At 70.3% G+C, this 17,970-nt stretch carries 18 protein-coding genes; 4 read left to right on the top strand and 14 right to left on the bottom strand.

All coding sequences use genetic code 11. The annotated features are described in order from the left end of the window. Positions 1-3: 3 nt before the first annotated feature. Positions 4-486: a methylated-DNA--[protein]-cysteine S-methyltransferase gene (locus tag ACIBNA_RS20715; protein ID WP_399166614.1), complete on the top strand. Its 483-nt coding sequence runs from the start codon at positions 4-6 to the stop codon at positions 484-486. Between the two features lie 35 nt (positions 487-521). Next, entirely contained in the window at positions 522-1,235 is a 714-nt protein-coding gene (locus tag ACIBNA_RS20710) for a bleomycin resistance protein (RefSeq protein ID WP_399166613.1), read from the top strand. Here the strand turns inward: ACIBNA_RS20710 and ACIBNA_RS20705 are convergent. The 3 genes from ACIBNA_RS20705 to ACIBNA_RS20695 all read right to left on the bottom strand — a co-directional run bounded on the left by ACIBNA_RS20705 (position 1,195) and on the right by ACIBNA_RS20695 (position 3,648). Next, positions 1,195-1,950, bottom strand: a complete 756-nt coding sequence (locus ACIBNA_RS20705; protein ID WP_399166612.1) for an SIR2 family NAD-dependent protein deacylase — start codon at positions 1,948-1,950, stop codon at positions 1,195-1,197. The two genes, ACIBNA_RS20710 and ACIBNA_RS20705, sit on opposite strands and share 41 nt — an antisense overlap. A gap of 74 nt (positions 1,951-2,024) precedes the next feature. Beyond that, positions 2,025-2,519, bottom strand: a complete 495-nt coding sequence (locus ACIBNA_RS20700) for an NUDIX domain-containing protein (RefSeq protein WP_399166611.1) — start codon at positions 2,517-2,519, stop codon at positions 2,025-2,027. Between the two features lie 55 nt (positions 2,520-2,574). Further along, complete coding sequence (locus ACIBNA_RS20695) at positions 2,575-3,648, bottom strand: ADP-ribosylglycohydrolase family protein (protein WP_399166610.1); 1,074 nt, start codon at positions 3,646-3,648, stop codon at positions 2,575-2,577. 158 nt (positions 3,649-3,806) lie between these two features. Between ACIBNA_RS20695 and ACIBNA_RS20690 the strand changes: the two genes are divergently transcribed. Further along, positions 3,807-4,970, top strand: coding sequence for a glycerate kinase (locus tag ACIBNA_RS20690; protein WP_399166609.1), 1,164 nt, complete (start codon positions 3,807-3,809; stop codon positions 4,968-4,970). 194 nt (positions 4,971-5,164) lie between these two features. Here the strand turns inward: ACIBNA_RS20690 and pssA are convergent, their stop codons facing one another. The 9 genes from pssA to ACIBNA_RS20645 form a co-directional block, all read right to left on the bottom strand. Next, positions 5,165-6,025: a CDP-diacylglycerol--serine O-phosphatidyltransferase gene (gene pssA / locus ACIBNA_RS20685; RefSeq protein WP_274820849.1), complete on the bottom strand. Its 861-nt coding sequence runs from the start codon at positions 6,023-6,025 to the stop codon at positions 5,165-5,167. Continuing rightward, a complete protein-coding gene (locus ACIBNA_RS20680; RefSeq protein ID WP_010038789.1) occupies positions 6,012-6,668 on the bottom strand; it encodes a phosphatidylserine decarboxylase in 657 nt (218 codons plus the stop codon). Before ACIBNA_RS20680 ends, pssA begins: the two co-directional genes overlap by 14 nt. Positions 6,669-6,838: 170 nt before the next feature. Then, a complete protein-coding gene (locus ACIBNA_RS20675; RefSeq protein ID WP_338784160.1) occupies positions 6,839-8,044 on the bottom strand; it encodes an acyl-CoA dehydrogenase family protein in 1,206 nt (401 codons plus the stop codon). Positions 8,045-8,046: 2 nt separating this feature from the next. Further along, complete coding sequence (locus tag ACIBNA_RS20670) at positions 8,047-8,559, bottom strand: MaoC family dehydratase (protein WP_016431745.1); 513 nt, start codon at positions 8,557-8,559, stop codon at positions 8,047-8,049. 5 nt (positions 8,560-8,564) lie between these two features. Next, positions 8,565-9,539: a CoA ester lyase gene (locus tag ACIBNA_RS20665; protein WP_062930088.1), complete on the bottom strand. Its 975-nt coding sequence runs from the start codon at positions 9,537-9,539 to the stop codon at positions 8,565-8,567. Then, positions 9,536-11,563: a protein meaA gene (locus ACIBNA_RS20660; protein WP_399166608.1), complete on the bottom strand. Its 2,028-nt coding sequence runs from the start codon at positions 11,561-11,563 to the stop codon at positions 9,536-9,538. The genes ACIBNA_RS20665 and ACIBNA_RS20660 overlap by 4 nt, the downstream gene beginning before the upstream one ends. Positions 11,564-11,573: 10 nt before the next feature. After that, positions 11,574-12,917: a crotonyl-CoA carboxylase/reductase gene (gene ccrA / locus ACIBNA_RS20655; RefSeq protein ID WP_399166607.1), complete on the bottom strand. Its 1,344-nt coding sequence runs from the start codon at positions 12,915-12,917 to the stop codon at positions 11,574-11,576. A gap of 379 nt (positions 12,918-13,296) precedes the next feature. Then, positions 13,297-14,106, bottom strand: a complete 810-nt coding sequence (locus ACIBNA_RS20650) for a TetR family transcriptional regulator (RefSeq protein ID WP_399166606.1) — start codon at positions 14,104-14,106, stop codon at positions 13,297-13,299. 136 nt (positions 14,107-14,242) lie between these two features. After that, positions 14,243-16,048 (bottom strand): 3-hydroxyacyl-CoA dehydrogenase family protein, encoded by a 1,806-nt coding sequence (locus tag ACIBNA_RS20645; protein WP_399166605.1) that lies wholly within the window; start codon positions 16,046-16,048, stop codon positions 14,243-14,245. A gap of 395 nt (positions 16,049-16,443) precedes the next feature. On the opposite strand from ACIBNA_RS20645, the gene ACIBNA_RS20640 reads away from it, so the two are divergent. Next, positions 16,444-17,019, top strand: a complete 576-nt coding sequence (locus tag ACIBNA_RS20640) for an adenylosuccinate lyase (protein WP_399166604.1) — start codon at positions 16,444-16,446, stop codon at positions 17,017-17,019. 2 nt (positions 17,020-17,021) lie between these two features. On the opposite strand, the gene ACIBNA_RS20635 is transcribed toward ACIBNA_RS20640, so the two are convergent. Further along, positions 17,022-17,549: a GNAT family N-acetyltransferase gene (locus ACIBNA_RS20635; RefSeq protein WP_399166603.1), complete on the bottom strand. Its 528-nt coding sequence runs from the start codon at positions 17,547-17,549 to the stop codon at positions 17,022-17,024. Beyond that, entirely contained in the window at positions 17,546-17,944 is a 399-nt protein-coding gene (locus ACIBNA_RS20630) for a RidA family protein (protein WP_399166602.1), read from the bottom strand. The genes ACIBNA_RS20635 and ACIBNA_RS20630 overlap by 4 nt, the downstream gene beginning before the upstream one ends. Between the last annotated feature and the right edge of the window lie 26 nt (positions 17,945-17,970).

Genomic DNA, 17,970 nt, shown 5'->3' with positions numbered 1-17,970 from the left:
TCCATGAAGCACCACACCGTGACCGACAGCCCCTACGGCCCCCTCACCCTCGTCGCCGACGAGGGCGTCCTGTGCGGCCTCTACATGACCGACCAGCGCCACCGCCCGCCGCAGGAGACCTTCGGCCCCCGCGACGACACCCTGTTCGCACAGACGGAGGAACAGCTGAAGGCCTACTTCGCGGGCGAGCTCAAGGAGTTCACCGTCGAACTCCGCCTGACCGGCACGCCGTTCCAGCGCAGCGTCTGGGACCGACTGCGCCGCATCCCGTACGGCGAGACCCGCACCTACGGCGAACTCGCCGAGGCCCTCGGCACCCCGACCGCCTCGCGCGCGGTCGGCCTCGCCAACGGCCGCAACCCCGTCGGCATCATCGTCCCCTGCCACCGTGTGATCGGCGCGAACGGCGGCCTCACGGGATACGGGGGCGGGCTGGAGCGCAAGCAGCGTCTGCTGGACTTCGAGCGGGGGTCCGCGCTCTTCTGACTCTGCGGTTGGTCAAATTTGACTAGAGTGGGTCCATGCCGGAGAAGACCATCCCGATCCTGCCCTGCCGGACCCTCCCACCCGTTCTCGACTTCTACACCGCCCTCGGCTTCGAGGTGACGTACGAACAGCGCAGCCCCAACCCGTACGCGGTCGTGGAACGCGGCGGCATCGAGCTGCAGTTCTTCGCGATGAAGCACTACGAGCCCACCGGCTCGATCAGCACCTGCTACGTCATGACCGACGACGTCGACGGCCTCTACGAGGCGTTCCGCGCCGGGCTCAAGGCGGCGTACGGCAGGATCCCCACCCGCGGGCTGCCGCGGGTGGGGCCGCTCAAGGACATGGCGTACGGCGTGCGGCAGTTCCTCATGACCGATCCGGGCGGAAACTGCGTCCGCGTCGGACAGCGCACGGGCGAGACCGGACACCGTGAGCCCGCACCGCAGGAGACCTTCGCGCGGGCCCTGCACCACGCGTCCCTCCTGGCCGACTCCAAGGGGGACGCGGCGGGCGCCGCGAAGGTCGTCGACCGTGTCCTGCGCCTGACGGACGAGACACCGTCGCCCGTGCAGCTGCTTCAGCTCCTCGTCCTCCGCGCGGACATCGCGGGACGACTCGGCGACGAGGACGCGGCGGCGACCGCCCTCGCCCGGGCCGCCGCGCTCCGCCTCACCGACGCCGAGCGCGACCTGGGCCGTGACGCGCTCACGCGCCTGGAGGATCTGCGAGCCGCGCCTCGGCCGTGAGACCGCGCAACAGCTCCGGCAGCGCCGTGCCGATGGGTTCGCGGACGATCTCGTCGGCACGGTCGTCGTAGGGAGTCGGCTCGGCGTTGACGATGATCAGCCGGGCGCCGTGGTCGGCGGCGACACCGGCGAGCCCCGCGGCGGGCTGGACCTGGAGGCTCGTGCCGACGGCGACGAACACCTCGCAGGCCTTGCTGACGGCGACCGCCTCGCCCAGGACGACGGGGTCGAGCCGCTCGCCGAACATCACCGTCGCCGACTTCAGCACGCCGCCGCACTCCAGGCATGGCGGGTCGTCCTCCCCGGCCTCGACCCGTGCGAGCGCGTCCTCCATGGGGCCGCGGGCGTGGCAGCCGGTGCACACGAAACTCCGTGCCGTGCCGTGCAGTTCGAGGACCTTGCGAGCGGGCATCCCGGCGAGCTGGTGCAGCCCGTCCACGTTCTGCGTGATCACCCGGACGGGCACCCCGGACCGCTCCAGTTCGGCCACCGCCCGGTGCGCGGCGTTGGGCTCCGCCTGAAGTGTCCGGTTCTTGCGCCGCATCTGCCAGGAGCGGCGGCGGATCTCCGGGGCGTCCATGTAGTACTCGTACGTGACGAGCTTCTCGGCCTCCGGATCCCGCCGCCAGAGTCCGTTCGGCCCGCGGTAGTCCGGGATCCCGGAGTCCGTGCTGATACCGGCACCGGTGAGGAGCGCGACGAGGGGCTTGGCCATGTCACCGAGGGTAGGCCGGGCCGTACGACAGCGGCGAGCGGATATCGCGGAGCGGCCCGGGCCCGGTGGGGCCGTCAGTTCACCCGGTGCCCGTTCTCCAGCTCCGCCGTGCCCGAGCCGTCCGCCAGGGCGTCCAGGGCGGCCAGGACACGGCGGCCGAGGGCGCCCGGCAGATACTCGGTCAGCTCCTCGCGCGGGACCAGCCGCCAGGACAGCAGTTCCTCCTCCTGCAGGCGGATCGCCTTGAGCTCGTCCTCGCCGAGCACCCCGCCGTCGTACAGATACGCCACCAGCGGGGGACGGTCCGTGCCGTGCACCCAGTCCACCGCCAGCAGCCGGCCGAGCTCACGGTCCAGCCCGATCTCCTCGGCCGTCTCGCGCCGGGCGCCCTGCCGCGGGGTCTCGCCGTCGTCGGACTCGATCGTGCCGCCGGGCAGCGCCCAGCCCTCCCGGTAGTTGGGCTCGACGAGCAGCACCCGGCCCTCGCCGTCCCGGAACAGCGCGGCGGCGCCGGCCAGGATGCGGGGCAGGGACGCGATGTAGGCGGCGAAGTCAGAAGAGGTCGTCATTGGGGCAGGGTAACCACCCGATACGGCTCAGCCGCAGGGGAAGACGTGACCGGCCTCAGACCTCCTGCTCCGCCAGTCGCAGTGTCCGCTCCGCCAGCTCGCTGATCCGCACCCCGTCGAAGCCGAACACCGCGCTGCGGACCGTGTCCTCCAGCGGCACCGTCCACTGGTCCGGGATGGCCGCGCCCCCGCCGAACACACCCGCCACCGAACCCGCCGTCGCGCCGTTGGAGTCGGTGTCCAGGCCGCCGCGGACGGTCAGGGTGATGGTGCGGGTGAAGTCGCCGTCGCCGTAGAGCAGGCCGGCGGTGAGGACGGCGGCGTTCGGGACGGTGTGGATCCAGCCCATCCCGGCGGTCTCCTCGGTGACCGTGGTGAGCGTGTCCTCCCAGGACATCCGGGTGTCGTGCAGGGAGGCGACCCGGCGCACCGTGCGGGCCAGGCGGCTGCTCGCCGGGATCACGGCCAGGGCCTCGTCGACCGCGTGCCGCACCGTGGGTGCCGTGAACGCCGCGGCGATCAGCGCCGCCGCCCACATCGCCCCGTACACGCCGTTGCCGGTGTGCGACAGCACCGCGTCCCGCCGGGCCAGCGAGGCGGCCCGGCGCGGCACGCCCGGACAGGTCCAGCCGTAGATGTCGGCCCTGATCAGCGCCCCGATCCACTCCTGGTACGGATTGTCGTACGTCGCCGTCAGCGGCGGCTTGAGCCCGTTTGCCAGGTTGCGGTACGCGGCCCGCTCGGCGGTGAACGTCTGCAGGTACGGCAGCCGCAGCAGCCACAGGTCCCCGACCTGCTCGGTGCTGAAGCCGAAGCCGTGGGTCTCCAGCAGGTCCAGGCCGAGGATCGCGTAGTCGACGTCGTCGTCACGGCAGCTGCCGTGGATGCGTCCGCGGACGCACTGTCGCCATTCGGGCCGCAGCTCGAACCCGTCACTCTCGGTGATCGGCTCGGGCAGGTAGTCGGTCAGCGGCAGTGCGGCGGCCTGCCGCAGGTAGCGGTCGATGCGGTCGCGCGTCCAGACCTCGCCCTGCTCGACCGGTTTGCCGAGCATGTTGCCCGCGATGCGGCCCTGCCAGCCGCCGAGGACGCGGTTTGCCAGGTCTGTCTCGGTGCGTGCGGGGGTCATGGTTGAGGTCTACCCGTTTTGGAAGGGTGCCTTAGGGAGATGACCCCCGGGTCCACGAGATGGGCACGGGCTGACGACGGGGACGTCCTCCGGTTAAGGTCGCAGCGGCGCGACTGGCCTTGACGTGCGTGAGGGCCCGGAGAGCAAGGGGAGTGCAAGTGGCGGACGCTGCAGTGAGCGACACCCGTAAGACCCAGCGGCGGGTGCTCGTCGCCGCGGACAAGTTCAAGGGGTCGCTGACGGCCGTGGAGGTCGCCGAGCGGGTGACGGCCGGGCTGCGCCGGGTCGTACCGGACCTCGAGGTCGAGGCGCTGCCCGTGGCCGACGGCGGCGACGGAACAGTGGCCGCGGCGGTCGCGGCCGGGTTCGAGCGCCGGGAGGTACGGGTCGCCGGTCCGCTCGGCGACGAGGTGACGGCGGCGTTCGCGCTGCGCGAGGGCACCGCGGTCGTGGAGATGGCCGAGGCGAGCGGACTCCAGCGGCTGCCCGCCGGCGTCTTCGCACCGCTCACGGCGTCCACGTACGGCTCCGGCGAGCTGCTGCGGGCCGCGCTGGACGCGGGTGCCCGCACGATCGTCTTCGGCGTCGGCGGCAGCGCCACCACGGACGGCGGTGCCGGGATGCTGTCCGCGCTGGGCGCGCGCTTCCTGGACCCGCACGGCGAGCCGGTGTCCCCGGGCGGCGGCGGCCTCCCCGATCTGGCCACGGCCGACCTGTCGGGCCTCGACCCGCGCCTCACCGAGATCGAACTGGTCCTCGCCAGCGACGTCGACAACCCGCTGACCGGCCCGAAGGGCGCGCCCGCGGTCTACGGCCCGCAGAAGGGCGCCTCGCCGGACGACGTGGCGACCCTGGACGCCGCCCTCGCGCACTTCGCGAAGGTGCTGGAGGAGTCGGCCGGACCGAAGGCCGCCCACTACGCCGCCTCACCGGGCGCGGGCGCGGCGGGCGGCATCGGCTACGGCGCCCTGCTCCTCGGCGCCCGCTTCCGCCCCGGCATCGAGGTCATGCTCGACGTCCTGGGCTTCGCACCCGCCCTGGACCGCGCCGACCTGGTGATCACCGGCGAGGGCTCCCTCGACCAGCAGACCCTCCACGGCAAGGCCCCGGCGGGCGTCGCCGCGGCGGCCCGTGCGGCCGACAAGGACGTCGTCGCGGTCTGCGGCCGCCTCGCCCTCCCCTCGGAGGCCCTGGGCCACGCGGGCATCCGTCGCGCGTACGCCTTGTCGGCGCTCGAACCGGACCCGGCGAAGTCCATGGCCCAGGCGGGTCCTCTCCTGGAACGCGTGGCGGAGTCGATCGCGCGGGACTTCCTGACCTGACCGTCGGCGGGCGCAGCCCCGGAGGCTGCTGTCCCACACCACTCGAGGGTGAGGCCCGGATGCGAAGAGCATCCGGGAGTCCGGAGCGCATACGGACCGCGATGCCGGCGCAGTGGCGGATCAAGGGACGGAAAACCCGAGGGGCCCGGACCGAATCACGATTCGGTCCGGGCCCCTCGGGAATGTAAGCGGAGCTACGGGACCTGCGCCGCCCGCGCCTCGCGGCTCTCGCGCCGGTTGTCACGGAAGGTGTTCACCCGGCGCGCCGTGGCGAACAGCGGGATGGTCGCCGCCATCACGATCTGCAGCGCGCAGCCCGTCTGCAGCAGTACCTGGCCGCCCGGCGCGTCGAACGCCCAGGCAGCCAGCATGCCCATGGCCGACACGATCCAGCCGAGCATCGCCACCGCGAGGATGCCCCGCGGCTTCGGGTACTCGACCCGGCTCACCATCAGCCACGCGGTACCGACGACCGCCAGCAGTGTCGCCTCGAACGGCAGCTCGAGCAGCACGATCGAGACGACCGTGAGTGCACCGAACGGCGAGGGCATGCCCTGGAACGTGCCGTCCTTCACGGTGACGCACGAGAAGCGGGCAAGCCGCAGCACCACCGCCAACAGCACAACGATCGCGCCCACCGCCGCGACCCGCTCATGCGCGTCTCGCGCGACCATGCCGTACACGAGCACGAAGTACGCGGGCGCCAGACCGAAGCTGATCAGATCGGAGAGGTTGTCCAGCTCCGCACCCATCGGCGACGACCGCAGCTTGCGGGCGACGAGGCCGTCGAACAGGTCGAAGACAGCCGCGCACAGCATCAGTATCACGGCCGTGGCCGCGCTGTTGCGGGCCATGCCCAGATCGTCACCGGACAGGTGCGGGATGAGGATGCCGGTGGTCGTGAAGTACACCGCCATGAAGCCGCACGTGGCGTTGCCGAGCGTCAGGGTGTCCGCTATCGAGAGGCGAAGAGAGAGGGGCATCTCCTCTTCTTCGTCCACCTCGTCGGCCTCCGGGACCCAGCCGGCCTTGGTGTCAGGATCAATCACGGTCAATGCGAGTCACCCCAGCCACGGTCTTCTGCCCCACCTCGACCGCGACCTCCACACCCTCGGGCAGGTAGAGGTCGACACGCGAGCCGAAGCGGATCAGGCCGATCCGCTCGCCCTGCTCGACCTTCGTGCCCTGGGGCACGTAGGGAACGATGCGGCGGGCGACCGCGCCTGCGATCTGGATCATCTCGATGTCACCGAGCTCGGTGTCGAAGTGCCAGACGACGCGCTCGTTGTTCTCGCTCTCCTTGTTGAAGGCGGGAACGAAGCCACCGGGCACGTGCTCGACCGACGTCACCGTGCCGGCCAGCGGCGCGCGGTTGACGTGGACGTTGAGCGGGCTCATGAAGATCGCGACGCGGGTGCGGCCGTCCTTCCACGGCATGATGCTCTGCACCACACCGTCGGCGGGCGAGATGACCCGGCCCTGGGTGATCTCGCGCTCGGGGTCGCGGAAGAACCACAGCATTCCCGCCGCGAGCGCGGTGGCGGGAACGGCGACGGCCTTGGCGGCGCCGGAGCGACGGGCACGGGCCAGGCTGAGGGCAGCGGTGGCGACGGTCGGAAGGAGCCACGGCGATGCTCCGCGCGCGAGGCGTACGCCGGCCCGGCTGTCGCGAGGTGCAGAGGTTTGGCTGTGGGGCATGGATGACCTTCGTAGCGGATGATGCCGCACTCTGACGGGGGACGGCGGCTTTCCGGCGATCGTAGCGGCTCGGGGCCCTAACTGGGTAAGCCAGGCAGCCGAGTCGGCGGCCGAGGAGTGCTGACGGGGTGTGACCTTCTTCTCCAAGAAAACACCCCGTATCCGGACATCTAGCCCTGGAATCGATACTCTTCGAGCAGCCGCCTGCCGATGATCATTTTCTGGATCTCGGCGGTACCTTCACCGATCAGCAGCATCGGTGCCTCACGGTAGAGGCGCTCGATCTCGTACTCCTTGGAGAAGCCGTAGCCGCCGTGGATCCGGAAGGAGTCCTCCACGACCTCCTTGCAGTACTCGGAGGCGAGGTACTTCGCCATCCCAGCCTCGAGGTCGTTTCGCTCCCCGGAGTCCTTTTTGCGAGCTGCGTTCACCATCATCGCATGCGCGGCCTCGACCTTGGTAGCCATCTCGGCCAGCTTGAACTGGATCGCCTGGTGCTGGGCGATCGGCTTCCCGAAGGTGTGCCGCTGCTGCGCGTACTGGACGCCCAGTTCGAACGCACGCTGAGCGACGCCACAGCCACGCGCCGCCACGTTCACGCGGCCGACCTCGACGCCGTCCATCATCTGGTAGAAACCACGGCCGGTGACGCCGCCGAGCACACGATCCGCAGGAATCCGCAGGCCATCCATGATGAGCTCGGTGGTGTCGACGCCCTTGTACCCCATCTTGTCGATCTTGCCGGGGATGGTGAGGCCGGGGCGGACCTCGCCGAAACCCGGCTCCTTCTCGACCAGGAAGGTCGTCATCGACTTGTGGGGCGCGGTGCCCTCGGGGTGACCTTCGTCACTTCGGACCAGAACGGCCACCAATGACGACGTACCGCCGTTGGTCAGCCACATCTTCTGGCCGTTCAGGACGTACTCGTCACCGTCCTTCACCGCCTTGGAGGTGATGGCCGACACGTCCGAGCCGAGGCCCGGCTCCGACATCGAGAAGGCGCCCCGGATGTCGCCGGCGGCCATCCTCGGCAGGAAGTGGTCCTTCTGCTCCTGCGTGCCGTGCTGTTTGAGCATGTACGCCACGATGAAGTGCGTGTTGATGATGCCGGACACCGACATCCAGCCGCGGGCGATCTCCTCCACGCACAGCGCGTACGTCAGGAGCGACTCGCCCAGACCCCCGTACTCCTCGGGGATCATCAGGCCGAACAGGCCCAACTCCTTCAGCCCGTCGACGATCTGCTGGGGGTACTCGTCGCGGTGCTCCAGCTCGGTCGCGACCGGGATGATCTCCTTGTCCACGAAGTCGCGGACGGTGGACAGGATCTCCTGCTGGATGTCCGTCAGACCGGCGGTCTGGGCGAGTCGCGCCATGGCTACTTCTCCTGCTCCTTGAGCTCGGGGCGGCCCGGCTGCTCGCCGCCGCGCTCCTTGATGTACGTCTCGGTCGGCACCATGACCTTGCGGCGGAACACGCAGACCAGCGTGCCGTCCTGTTTGTAGCCCTTGGTCTCCACGTGCACGATGCCGCGGTCGTTCTTCGACTTCGACGGCCACTTGTCGAGCACGGTCGTCTGGCCGTAGATGGTGTCGCCGTGGAAGGTCGGCGCCACGTGCTTGAGCGACTCGATCTCCAGGTTGGCGATCGCCTTGCCGGAGATGTCCGGTACGGACATGCCGAGCAGCAGCGAGTAGATGTAGTTGCCCACGACGACGTTCTTGCCGAAGTCCGTCGTCTTCTCCGCATAGTTCGTGTCCATGTGGAGGGGGTGGTGGTTCATCGTGAGGAGACAGAACAGGTGGTCGTCGTACTCCGTGACCGTCTTGCCCGGCCAGTGCTTGTACGTCGCCCCGACCTCGAACTCCTCGTAGGTGCGTCCGAACTGCATCGCGCTCAGCCCTCCGGGATCTCGAACTTGCTGGTGCGCTGCATGCCGGCCGCGCGGCCCTTGCCGGAGATGACCAGGGCCATCTTGCGGCTGGCCTCGTCGATCATCTCGTCGCCGAGCATCGCCGAGCCCTTCTTGCCGCCCGCCTCGGACGTGTAGTAGTCGTACGCGTCCAGGATCAGCTCGGCGTGGTCGTAGTCCTCCTGGGACGGCGAGAAGATCTCGTTGGACGCCTCGACCTGGCCCGGGTGCAGCACCCACTTGCCGTCGAAGCCGAGCGCGGCGGCGCGCTGGGCGACCTCGCGGTAGCCGTCGATGTTGCGGATCTGCAGGTAGGGGCCGTCGATCGCCTGGAGGTTGTTGGCGCGGGCGGCCATCAGGATCTTCATCAGGATGTAGTGGTAGGCGTCCGCCGGGTAGCCGGGCGGCTGCTCGCCCACCACCAGCGACTTCATGTTGATGGACGCCATGAAGTCGGCCGGGCCGAAGATGATCGTCTCGACGCGCTGGGAGGCCGTCGCGATCTCGTTGACGTTGTTCAGGCCCTGGGCGTTCTCGATCTGCGCCTCGATGCCGATCTTGCCGACCTCGAAGCCCATCGTCTTCTCGATCTGGGTGAGGAGGAGGTCGAGGGCGACGATCTGCTCGGCCGTCTGCACCTTCGGCAGCATGATGCAGTCGAGGTTCTGGCCGGCGCCCTCGACGACCGTGACGACATCGCGGTACGTCCACTCGGTCGTCCAGTCGTTGACGCGCACGACCCGCGTCTTGCCCGTCCAGTCGCCCTCGTTGAGGAACTTCACGATGGTGTGCCGCGCCTCGGGCTTGGCGAGCGGGGCGCACGCGTCCTCCAGGTCGAGGAAGACCTGGTCGGCCGGGAGGCCCTGGGCCTTCTCCAGGAAGCGCGGGTTCGAGCCCGGTACCGCCAGGCAGGAACGCCGGGGGCGAAGGCGGTTGACCTGCGGAGCAGGGCTGGTCATGCGGGGACCTCCAGGGGGTCGAGCTTGTTCGCTTTCCGGATCTCGTCGACGATGCGGCCGATGATTCCGGTGATGTCGAAGTCCTTCGGGGTGAAGACCGCGGCCACTCCGGCTGCCCTGAGCTGCTCGGCATCACCGTTCGGGATGATGCCACCGGCGATCACCGGTATATCTGTGGCACCCGCCACACGGAGCCGTTCGAGCACGTCCGGCACCAGCTGGGCGTGCGAGCCGGACAGGATGGACAGGCCGACCGCGTGCACGTCCTCGGCGAGGGCGGCGTCCACGATCTGCTCGGGCGTCAGCCGGATGCCCTGGTAGACCACCTCGAAGCCGGCGTCACGCGCGCGTACGGCGATCTGCTCGGCACCGTTGGAGTGCCCGTCCAGGCCCGGCTTGCCGACCAGGAAGCGCAGCTTGCCCACGCCCAGCTCCCTGGCCGTCAGGTCCACCTTGCGGCGGACCCGGTGCAGTGTGCTGCCCTCCTCGACGGGGACGGCCACCGGCGCCGAGGAGACACCCGTGGGCGCCCGGAACTCGCCGAACACCTCGCGCAGGGCCCCGGCCCACTCGCCGGTCGTGACCCCGGCGCGGGCGCACTCCAGGGTGGCCTCCATGAGGTTCTCGGTGCCCCGGGCGGCCTCCTTCAGCCGCTCCAGCGCCTTGCAGGGCCGCGGGTGGTTGAAGGGCGGCTGGTAGCGGCTGTCGCGCCACTGCTGGAGCGAGGCGATGACGCGGGCCTCGACCTCCGGGTCGACCGTCTGGATCGCGGTGTCCAGGTCGGCGGTCAGCGGGTTCGGCTCGGTGCCCTCGAAGGCGTTGACACCGATGATCTTCTCCTGGCCGGACTCGATCCGGCCCCGGCGTTCCGCGTGCGAGGCGACCAGCTGCGACTTGAGGTAGCCGGACTCGACGGCCGCCATCGCGCCGCCCATCTCCTGGATGCGGTCGATCTCCGCGAACGCGGCCTCGACCAGCTCCTCCACCTTCGCCTCGATCACTTTCGAGCCCTCGAAGATGTCGTCGTACTCCAGCAGATCGCTCTCGTACGCCAGCACCTGCTGGATGCGTAGCGACCACTGCTGGTCCCAGGGGCGGGGCAGGCCGAGGGCCTCGTTCCAGGCGGGGAGCTGCACGGCACGCGCGCGTGCGTCCTTGGAGAGGGTCACGGCCAGCATCTCCAGGACGATCCGCTGGACGTTGTTCTCCGGCTGCGCCTCCGTCAGGCCCAGGGAGTTGACCTGGACGCCGTAGCGGAAGCGGCGGTGCTTGGGGTCCTCGATGCCGTACCGCTCGCGGGTGATCCTGTCCCAGATGCGGCCGAAGGCGCGCATCTTGCACATCTCCTCGATGAAGCGGACGCCCGCGTTCACGAAGAAGGAGATCCGGCCGACGACATCGCCCATGCGCTCCTGCGGAACCTGCCCCGAATCGCGCACGGCGTCGAGAACGGCGATCGCGGTGGACATCGCGTACGCGATCTCCTGGACCGGCGTGGCGCCCGCCTCCTGCAGGTGGTAGCTGCAGATGTTGATCGGGTTCCACTTCGGGATGTGGGAGACCGTGTACGCGATCATGTCCGTCGTCAGCCGGAGCGAGGGCCCGGGCGGGAAGACGTGCGTGCCGCGGGACAGGTACTCCTTGACGATGTCGTTCTGGGTCGTGCCCTGGAGCTTGGTGATGTCCGCGCCCTGCTCCTCGGCGACGACCTGGTAGAGCGCCAGCAGCCACATGGCCGTGGCGTTGATGGTCATCGAGGTGTTCATCTGCTCCAGGGGGATGTCCTGGAACAGCCGGCGCATGTCACCGACGTGCCCGATCGGCACGCCGACCCGGCCGACCTCGCCACGGGCGAGGATGTGGTCGGAGTCGTAGCCGGTCTGCGTCGGCAGGTCGAACGCCACCGACAGACCCGTCTGGCCCTTGGCGAGGTTGCGCCGGTACAGCTCGTTGGACGCCTCGGCCGTGGAGTGACCGGCGTAGGTCCGCATGAGCCACGGACGGTCCTTCTGACGCTCTGTCATCCAGCAGCCCTCAGATGTTCCGGAAGCGGTTGATGGCGTCGATGTGCTGGGCGCGCTTGGCGTGGTCGCGCACGCCCGCGCCCTCCTCGGGGGCCATGCAGAGCACGCCGACCTTGCCCTGGTGGAGGTTGCGGTGCACGTCGTAGGCGGCCTGGCCGGTGTCCTCCAGGGAGTACACCTTGGACAGGGTGGGGTGGATCTTGCCCTTCGCGATGAGCCGGTTGGCCTCCCAGGCCTCGCGGTAGTTGGCGAAGTGCGAGCCGATGATCCGCTTCAGCGACATCCACAGGTAGCGGTTGTCGTACTCGTGCATGTAGCCCGAGGTCGAGGCGCAGGTGGTGATGGTGCCGCCCTTGCGGGTGACGAAGACGCTCGCGCCGAAGGTCTCGCGGCCGGGGTGCTCGAAGACGATGTCGATGTCCTCCCCGCCGGTGAGCTCGCGGATGCGCTTGCCGAAGCGCTTCCACTCCTTCGGGTCCTGGGTGTGCTCGTCCTTCCAGAACTTGTAACCCTCGGCGGTGCGGTCGATGATCGCCTCGGCGCCCATCGAGCGGCAGATCTCCGCCTTCTGCGGCGAGGACACGACACAGATCGGGTTGGCGCCGCCGGCCAGCGCGAACTGGGTGGCGTACGAGCCGAGTCCGCCGCTCGCGCCCCAGATGAGCACGTTGTCGCCCTGCTTCATGCCGGCGCCGTTGCGGGAGACCAGCTGCCGGTAGGCGGTGGAGTTGACCAGGCCCGGGGCGGCGGCCTCCTCCCAGCTCAGGTGGTCCGGCTTGGGCATCAGCTGGTTGGACTTGACCAGCGCGATCTCGGCGAGGCCGCCGAAGTTGGTCTCGAAGCCCCAGATGCGCTGCTCGGGGTCGAGCATCGTGTCGTTGTGGCCGTCGCTGGACTCCAGCTCGACGGACAGGCAGTGCGCGACGACCTCGTCGCCGGGCCGCCAGGCGTTGACGCCCGGGCCGGTGCGCAGGACGACGCCCGCGAGGTCGGAGCCGATGATGTGGTACGGCAGGTCGTGGCGCTTGGCCAGCTCGCTGGTGCGGCCGTAGCGCTCCAGGAAGCCGAACGTGGACAGCGGCTCGAAGATCGACGTCCACACCGAGTTGTAGTTGACCGAGGAGGCCATGACGGCCACCAGGGCCTCGCCCGGGCCGAGCTCGGGCAGCGGCACCTCGTCCAGGTGAATCGACTTGCGGGGGTCCTTGTCGCGCGTGGCGAGCCCGGCGAACATCTCCGTCTCGTCCTTGTGCACGGTGATCGCGCGGTACGACTCGGGGAGCGGGAGGGCGGCGAAGTCCTCCGACGTGGAGTCGGGCGACTGGATCGCGGCCAGGATGTCCTTCACGGTCACGGTGTTGCCTCCGGCGGTGAGCGCCCTGAGGGAGGGGCGCTGACGGTTACGTCGGTGCTGCTGAGGGTCGAGGGTGTGCCGTCGGTTCGGCGGTGGTGCTGTTCGGCAGCGCTGTTGGCGCGGGAGGTTGCCTGTGACGCAGGCGTCCGGACGGGCAGGCGCTGGGCTTGCTGGGACATCGCCCGGACCTCTTCAACGTATGACACCGCGTGTCACCTCGCAAGGCACTGAGTGCCAGAACTTGCTCTCAGATGAAATCTTTACGTAACAAATGAGCGATGATCGATCGAACGGGGTCGTCACGGGTCTGCAAAACGGCCCCTGACATGCCAAAACGGCCACCCCGAAGGGTGGCCGTCATCACACGGGCGAAGGGGGCTCAGCGCTCCTTGAGCGCCTGCTCGATCGTCCGCATGACCTCGTCCAGCGGGGCGTCGGTGCGGGCGACGGTCACCAGCACCTCGCCCTGCGCAGAGGCCGTCGCCGCGGTCGGCTGCGAGTCCGTGGCGCGCCCGGCCCCGATGCCCGTGCCGAACGTCCTGCGCACGATCGCGAAGGCGTGGTCCAGCTGCGCCTCGACGTCTCCCTGTCCGCCCGCCCGCAGCCAGCGCCGCAGGACGTGGTTGTGGGCGGTGACCACGGCGGACGCGGCGACCTCCGCCAGCAGCGGGTCGTCGTTGGCGTCGTCGGCGTGCGCGCGCTCGTCGAAGTGGCCGAGGAGATAGCGGGTGAACAGGCGCTCGTAGCGGGCCACCGACGCGATCTCCGCCTCGCGCAGCGTGGGCACCTCGCGCGTCAGCTTGTAGCGGGCCACCGAGATCTCCGGCCGGGCCGCGTACATCTTCATGACTTCCTTGATGCCGCGGCACACCGTGTCGAGCGGATGCTCGTGCGCGGGCGCGGCGTTGAGCACCGCCTCGGCGCGGATCAGGGTGTCGTCGTGGTCTGGGAAGATCGCCTCTTCCTTGGAGCGGAAGTGGCGGAAGAACGTGCGCCGGGCGACCCCGGCCTGGGCCGCGATCTCGTCGACGGTGGTCGCCTCGTACCCCTTGGTCGCGAACAGCTCCATCGCGGCTGCCGCCAGTTCCCGGCGCATCTTGAGCCGCTGGGCGGCGGCGCGAGAGCCTGCGGCACTTTCCGGCGCGTCGGTCGTAGCTGGTGTACGTGAGGACTTGGCGGGCTGGGACATGCCCCGAACGTACTGCATGTGCGCAGCTCGCTGCGCATGACCTGGTTCTCCGCCGCCGCCCGAGGACGGGGGGAACCGGTCCGGGCCGAGCAGGCCGCCCCACCTGGCGCCGGACCGGAACCAGTCACCGGGCCCCTCAGCGCTTGGCATATTCGCGGAAGCCACGGCCCGTCTTGCGGCCGAGGCAGCCCGCGGCCACCAGGTGCTCCAGGAGCGGTGCCGGGGCGAGCCCCGGGTCGCGGAACTCGCGGTGCAGGACCTTCTCGATGGCGAGCGAGACATCGAGCCCGACGACGTCCAGCAGCTCGAACGGGCCCATCGGATAGCCGCCGCCCAGCTTCATCGCCGCGTCGATGTCGTCGAGCGAGGCGTAGTGCTCCTGCACCATCTTGATCGCGTTGTTGAGGTACGGGAACAGCAGCGCGTTCACGATGAAGCCCGCACGGTCCCCGCAGTCGACCGGGTGCTTCCTGATCCGGCCGCAGACCTCACGGATCGTCGCGTGGACGTCGTCGGCGGTCAGCACCGTACGGACGACCTCGACCAGCTTCATGGCCGGCGCCGGGTTGAAGAAGTGCATGCCGATCACGTCCTGCGGGCGCGAGGTGGCCCGGGCGCAGGCGACGACCGGCAGGGACGAGGTGGTGGTGGCCAGGACCGCGCCCGGCTTGCAGACCTTGTCCAGCGCGGCGAACAGCTGCTGCTTGACCTCCAGGTCCTCGGCGACGGCCTCCACGGCCAGGTCGACGTCGGCGAAGTCGTCGTAGGTGCCCGTCGGCGTGATGCGGTCCAGGGTCTGCGCGGCGGCCTCGGCGGTCATCCGGCCCTTGTCGACCGAGCGGGACAGGGACTTGCCGATCCGGGCCTTCGCGGCCTGGGCCTTCTCCTCGCTGCGGGCCGCGAGGACGACCTCGTACCCGGCCTTGGCGAAGACCTCGGCGATACCGGAGGCCATGGTGCCCGAGCCCGCGACACCGACCGAACGGACCTCCCGGCCCGCGACGAGGTCGCCGCCCTCCAGCGGGGTCAGCGCGTCCCGCACGACGGTGCCGCTGTCCGGCGCCTCGTACGTGTAGAACCCGCGTCCCGCCTTGCGGCCGGTCAGGCCCGCCTCGCTGAGCTGCTTGAGGATCGGCGCCGGTGCGTGCAGCCGGTCGCGGGACGCGGCGTACATCGCCTCCAGGACCGTGCGCGCGGTGTCGACCCCGATCAGGTCGAGCAGCGCCAGCGGGCCCATCGGCAGGCCGCAGCCCAGCCGCATCGCGGCGTCGATGTCCTCACGGGAGGCGTACTTCGCCTCGTACATCGCGGCGGCCTGGTTGAGGTAGCCGAACAGCAGGCCGTCGGCGACGAACCCGGGGCGGTCGCCGACGGCGACCGGCTCCTTGCCCAGGTCGAGGGCGAGATCGGTGACCGCCGTGACGGCCGCCGGCGCGGTCAGCACCGAGGAGACGACCTCGACCAGCCGCATCGCCGGGGCCGGGTTGAAGAAGTGCAGGCCCAGCACCCGCTCCGGACGGGCCGAGTCGGCGGCGAGCCGGGTGACGGACAGGGCGTTGGTGCCGGTCGCCAGGATCGTCTCGGGCCGCACGATCCCGTCCAGTTCCCGGAAGACCTGCTGCTTGATCTCGTACGACTCCGGAACCACCTCGATGACCAGGTCGGCGTCGGCCGCTGCCCGCAGGTCGGTGGAGGTACGGACGCGGTCCAGGATCTGCGCGCGGTCCTGCTCGGTCAGCCGCCCGCGCTCGAGGCCACGGGCGGTGGAGGACTCCAGGGCGGCGACGCACTTCGCCGCCTGGGCCTCGCTGATGTCGATGCCGACGACCTCGCGGCCGACCTTGGCGAGGACCTCGGCGATGCCGGTGCCCATCGTGCCGAGGCCGACGACTGCGATGGTGCGCAGCGGGGACAGGGACGGGTCGGAAAGGGGAGTGGCCATCGCGGGACTCCAGGAATGAGGGTGACGACGGGGAACGCGCCCGGGTGCGCCGAAGACGGACCGGCGAAGAGCCGGACCCCGGGCGCGCACCGGGTGCGTGAGGAATGCGGGTGTTGGCCGGGCTGCGAGCGCACACGCCCGGTGCCGTCGGGCCGGGCGTGCACACGCCCGGTGAACGGCGGTTCCGACCGGCCCTGTCCCGGGGCCGAGCCGTACTGCGGTACCTGATGTACCGAACCGACTGCTCTCACGACGGCCGCGTCACCAGACCGCCGCGAGGAGATGCGAGTGGGTAACTCGCTCGTCTGAGCTTAACTCGCGGGTAACGAGCACGCCAGCCCTCGTGTTTGTGATGTACGTCCCGAGCAGCTCACGACGCCTCTAATCTCTCAGTCATGGACGAAGAGTTGCGATCACTCACGGAGCGCTTACGGCAGGAGTCAGGGGCGTCGCCCGCCTTCGAGCGGCTCGTGGCGACCGACGACCTCGACGCCCTGGCCGCGGTGCTGACCGAACCCGGTCAGCCGTTGTGGGCGAGGGAGCTGGCCGCCTTCCGGCTGGGACTGGCCGGGGACCGGCGGGCCTTCGAGTCCCTCGTGCTGCTGCTCAACCACCGTGATCCGCCGCGCTGCGCCTGCTCCGCCCACGCCCTCGCCCGCCTCGGCGACCCGCGCACCGCCCGCGCGGCCGCCGCCCTCGCCACCAACGAACTGCGTGTCGCCTACGCCCTGCACCCGGTCCGGCTCCTGGTCGAACTGCGCGCCCCGGAGGCCGTGCCCGCCCTGATCACCACTCTCCGGCGACGGCTGCGCCCGCACGACCCGTACCGCCGCGTGGCCCTCGCCTGCGTGGACGGGCTCGGCACGCTGGGCGACGCCCGGGCCGGGCCCGTACTGAACGAGGCCCTGGCGCATCCGGCGCTGGCGGAGGCGGCGGTGCGGGCGCTGGGGCGGATTCCCGAGCAGAGGTGAGATCAGCGGGGGAGCGCCTTGGCGTACCGCACCTCGGGCACCGCGACCCCGTCCACCTCGAAGGGCTCCTCGGCGCCATCCGCCCGGAAACCGGCCCGTTCGTAGAAGCGGCGGGCCCGTTCGTTCGCCTTGAGCACCCACAGCAGGAGACGGGCGTGGCCCGCGGTGGAGCAGCGCGCGACCGACTCCTCGAGCAGGGCCTGCCCGGCGCCCTGTCCCAGGTGCTCCGGATGGACGTAGACGGCGTACAACTCGGCGTCACCGGTGACGGCTTCGCCGTCCCGGTACGGCCCGTGACAGGCCCAGCCCACGACCTCGCCGCCGGTGTCCTCGGCGACCAGGTTCACCACGCTGCCGTCGCCCCGCGCGAGGTACGAGCGGCGCCGCTCGGCGTCCTCCGCGACGCTGAGCCCGTCCAGGTACGACTGCGGCATCATGCCCTGGTAGGCGCTCTGCCATCCGCGGGTACGGATCTCCGCGACGCGGTCGCAGTCGGCGAGCGTCATCTCCCTTATCCGGAGACGGCTCATTCCGCCACCACCGCGAACGCCTCGACCTCCATCAGGAACTCCGGGCCGACCAGCCCGGCGACCCGCACCGCCGACGCGGCCGGCAGCCGGTCGTCGGGTATGTGCTCGGCCCGGGCGGCCCGGATGGCGGGCATATGGGCCATGTCCGTGACGAAGTAGGTGAGTTTGACGACGTCGTCGAAGGTCGCCCCCGCGGCGGCCAGACAGCGCCGGAGGTTCTCGAAGACCTGGCGGGCCTGTGCCGCCGGGTCGCCCTCGCCGACCAGCTTTCCCTGCTCGTCGAGCGCGAGCTGACCGGCGATCGCCACGAAACGGCCCGTGCCCATGACGACGTGGCTGTACTGGGCCGCGGCGGCGACTCCGTCGGGGGCGGGGATCCTCGTCAGCTCACTCATGGGTCCATGGTGGACCATGGGACCGA

The organism is Streptomyces sp. NPDC050164, assembly GCF_044459945.1.
GTDB classification, from domain to species: Bacteria; Actinomycetota; Actinomycetes; order Streptomycetales; family Streptomycetaceae; genus Streptomyces; species Streptomyces coeruleorubidus_A.
The sequence above is the reverse complement of the archived record's forward strand: the minus strand, read 5'-3'. Positions and strand labels throughout refer to the sequence as shown.

What these genes read in the sequence shown, in the direction of transcription:
- ACIBNA_RS20715 (WP_399166614.1), top strand. Translation starts at nt 4, where the DNA reads ATGAAGCACCACACCGTGACCGACAGCCCCTACGGCCCCCTCACCCTC.
- ACIBNA_RS20710 (WP_399166613.1), top strand. Translation starts at nt 522, where the DNA reads ATGCCGGAGAAGACCATCCCGATCCTGCCCTGCCGGACCCTCCCACCC.
- ACIBNA_RS20705 (WP_399166612.1), bottom strand. Translation starts at nt 1,950, where the DNA reads ATGGCCAAGCCCCTCGTCGCGCTCCTCACCGGTGCCGGTATCAGCACG.
- ACIBNA_RS20700 (WP_399166611.1), bottom strand. Translation starts at nt 2,519, where the DNA reads ATGACGACCTCTTCTGACTTCGCCGCCTACATCGCGTCCCTGCCCCGC.
- ACIBNA_RS20695 (WP_399166610.1), bottom strand. Translation starts at nt 3,648, where the DNA reads ATGACCCCCGCACGCACCGAGACAGACCTGGCAAACCGCGTCCTCGGC.
- ACIBNA_RS20680 (WP_010038789.1), bottom strand. Translation starts at nt 6,668, where the DNA reads ATGCCCCACAGCCAAACCTCTGCACCTCGCGACAGCCGGGCCGGCGTA.
- ACIBNA_RS20675 (WP_338784160.1), bottom strand. Translation starts at nt 8,044, where the DNA reads ATGGCGCGACTCGCCCAGACCGCCGGTCTGACGGACATCCAGCAGGAG.
- ACIBNA_RS20670 (WP_016431745.1), bottom strand. Translation starts at nt 8,559, where the DNA reads ATGCAGTTCGGACGCACCTACGAGGAGTTCGAGGTCGGGGCGACGTAC.
- ACIBNA_RS20665 (WP_062930088.1), bottom strand. Translation starts at nt 9,539, where the DNA reads ATGACCAGCCCTGCTCCGCAGGTCAACCGCCTTCGCCCCCGGCGTTCC.
- ACIBNA_RS20660 (WP_399166608.1), bottom strand. Translation starts at nt 11,563, where the DNA reads ATGACAGAGCGTCAGAAGGACCGTCCGTGGCTCATGCGGACCTACGCC.
- ACIBNA_RS20650 (WP_399166606.1), bottom strand. Translation starts at nt 14,106, where the DNA reads ATGTCCCAGCCCGCCAAGTCCTCACGTACACCAGCTACGACCGACGCG.
- ACIBNA_RS20645 (WP_399166605.1), bottom strand. Translation starts at nt 16,048, where the DNA reads ATGGCCACTCCCCTTTCCGACCCGTCCCTGTCCCCGCTGCGCACCATC.
- ACIBNA_RS20640 (WP_399166604.1), top strand. Translation starts at nt 16,444, where the DNA reads ATGGACGAAGAGTTGCGATCACTCACGGAGCGCTTACGGCAGGAGTCA.
- ACIBNA_RS20635 (WP_399166603.1), bottom strand. Translation starts at nt 17,549, where the DNA reads ATGAGCCGTCTCCGGATAAGGGAGATGACGCTCGCCGACTGCGACCGC.
- ACIBNA_RS20630 (WP_399166602.1), bottom strand. Translation starts at nt 17,944, where the DNA reads ATGAGTGAGCTGACGAGGATCCCCGCCCCCGACGGAGTCGCCGCCGCG.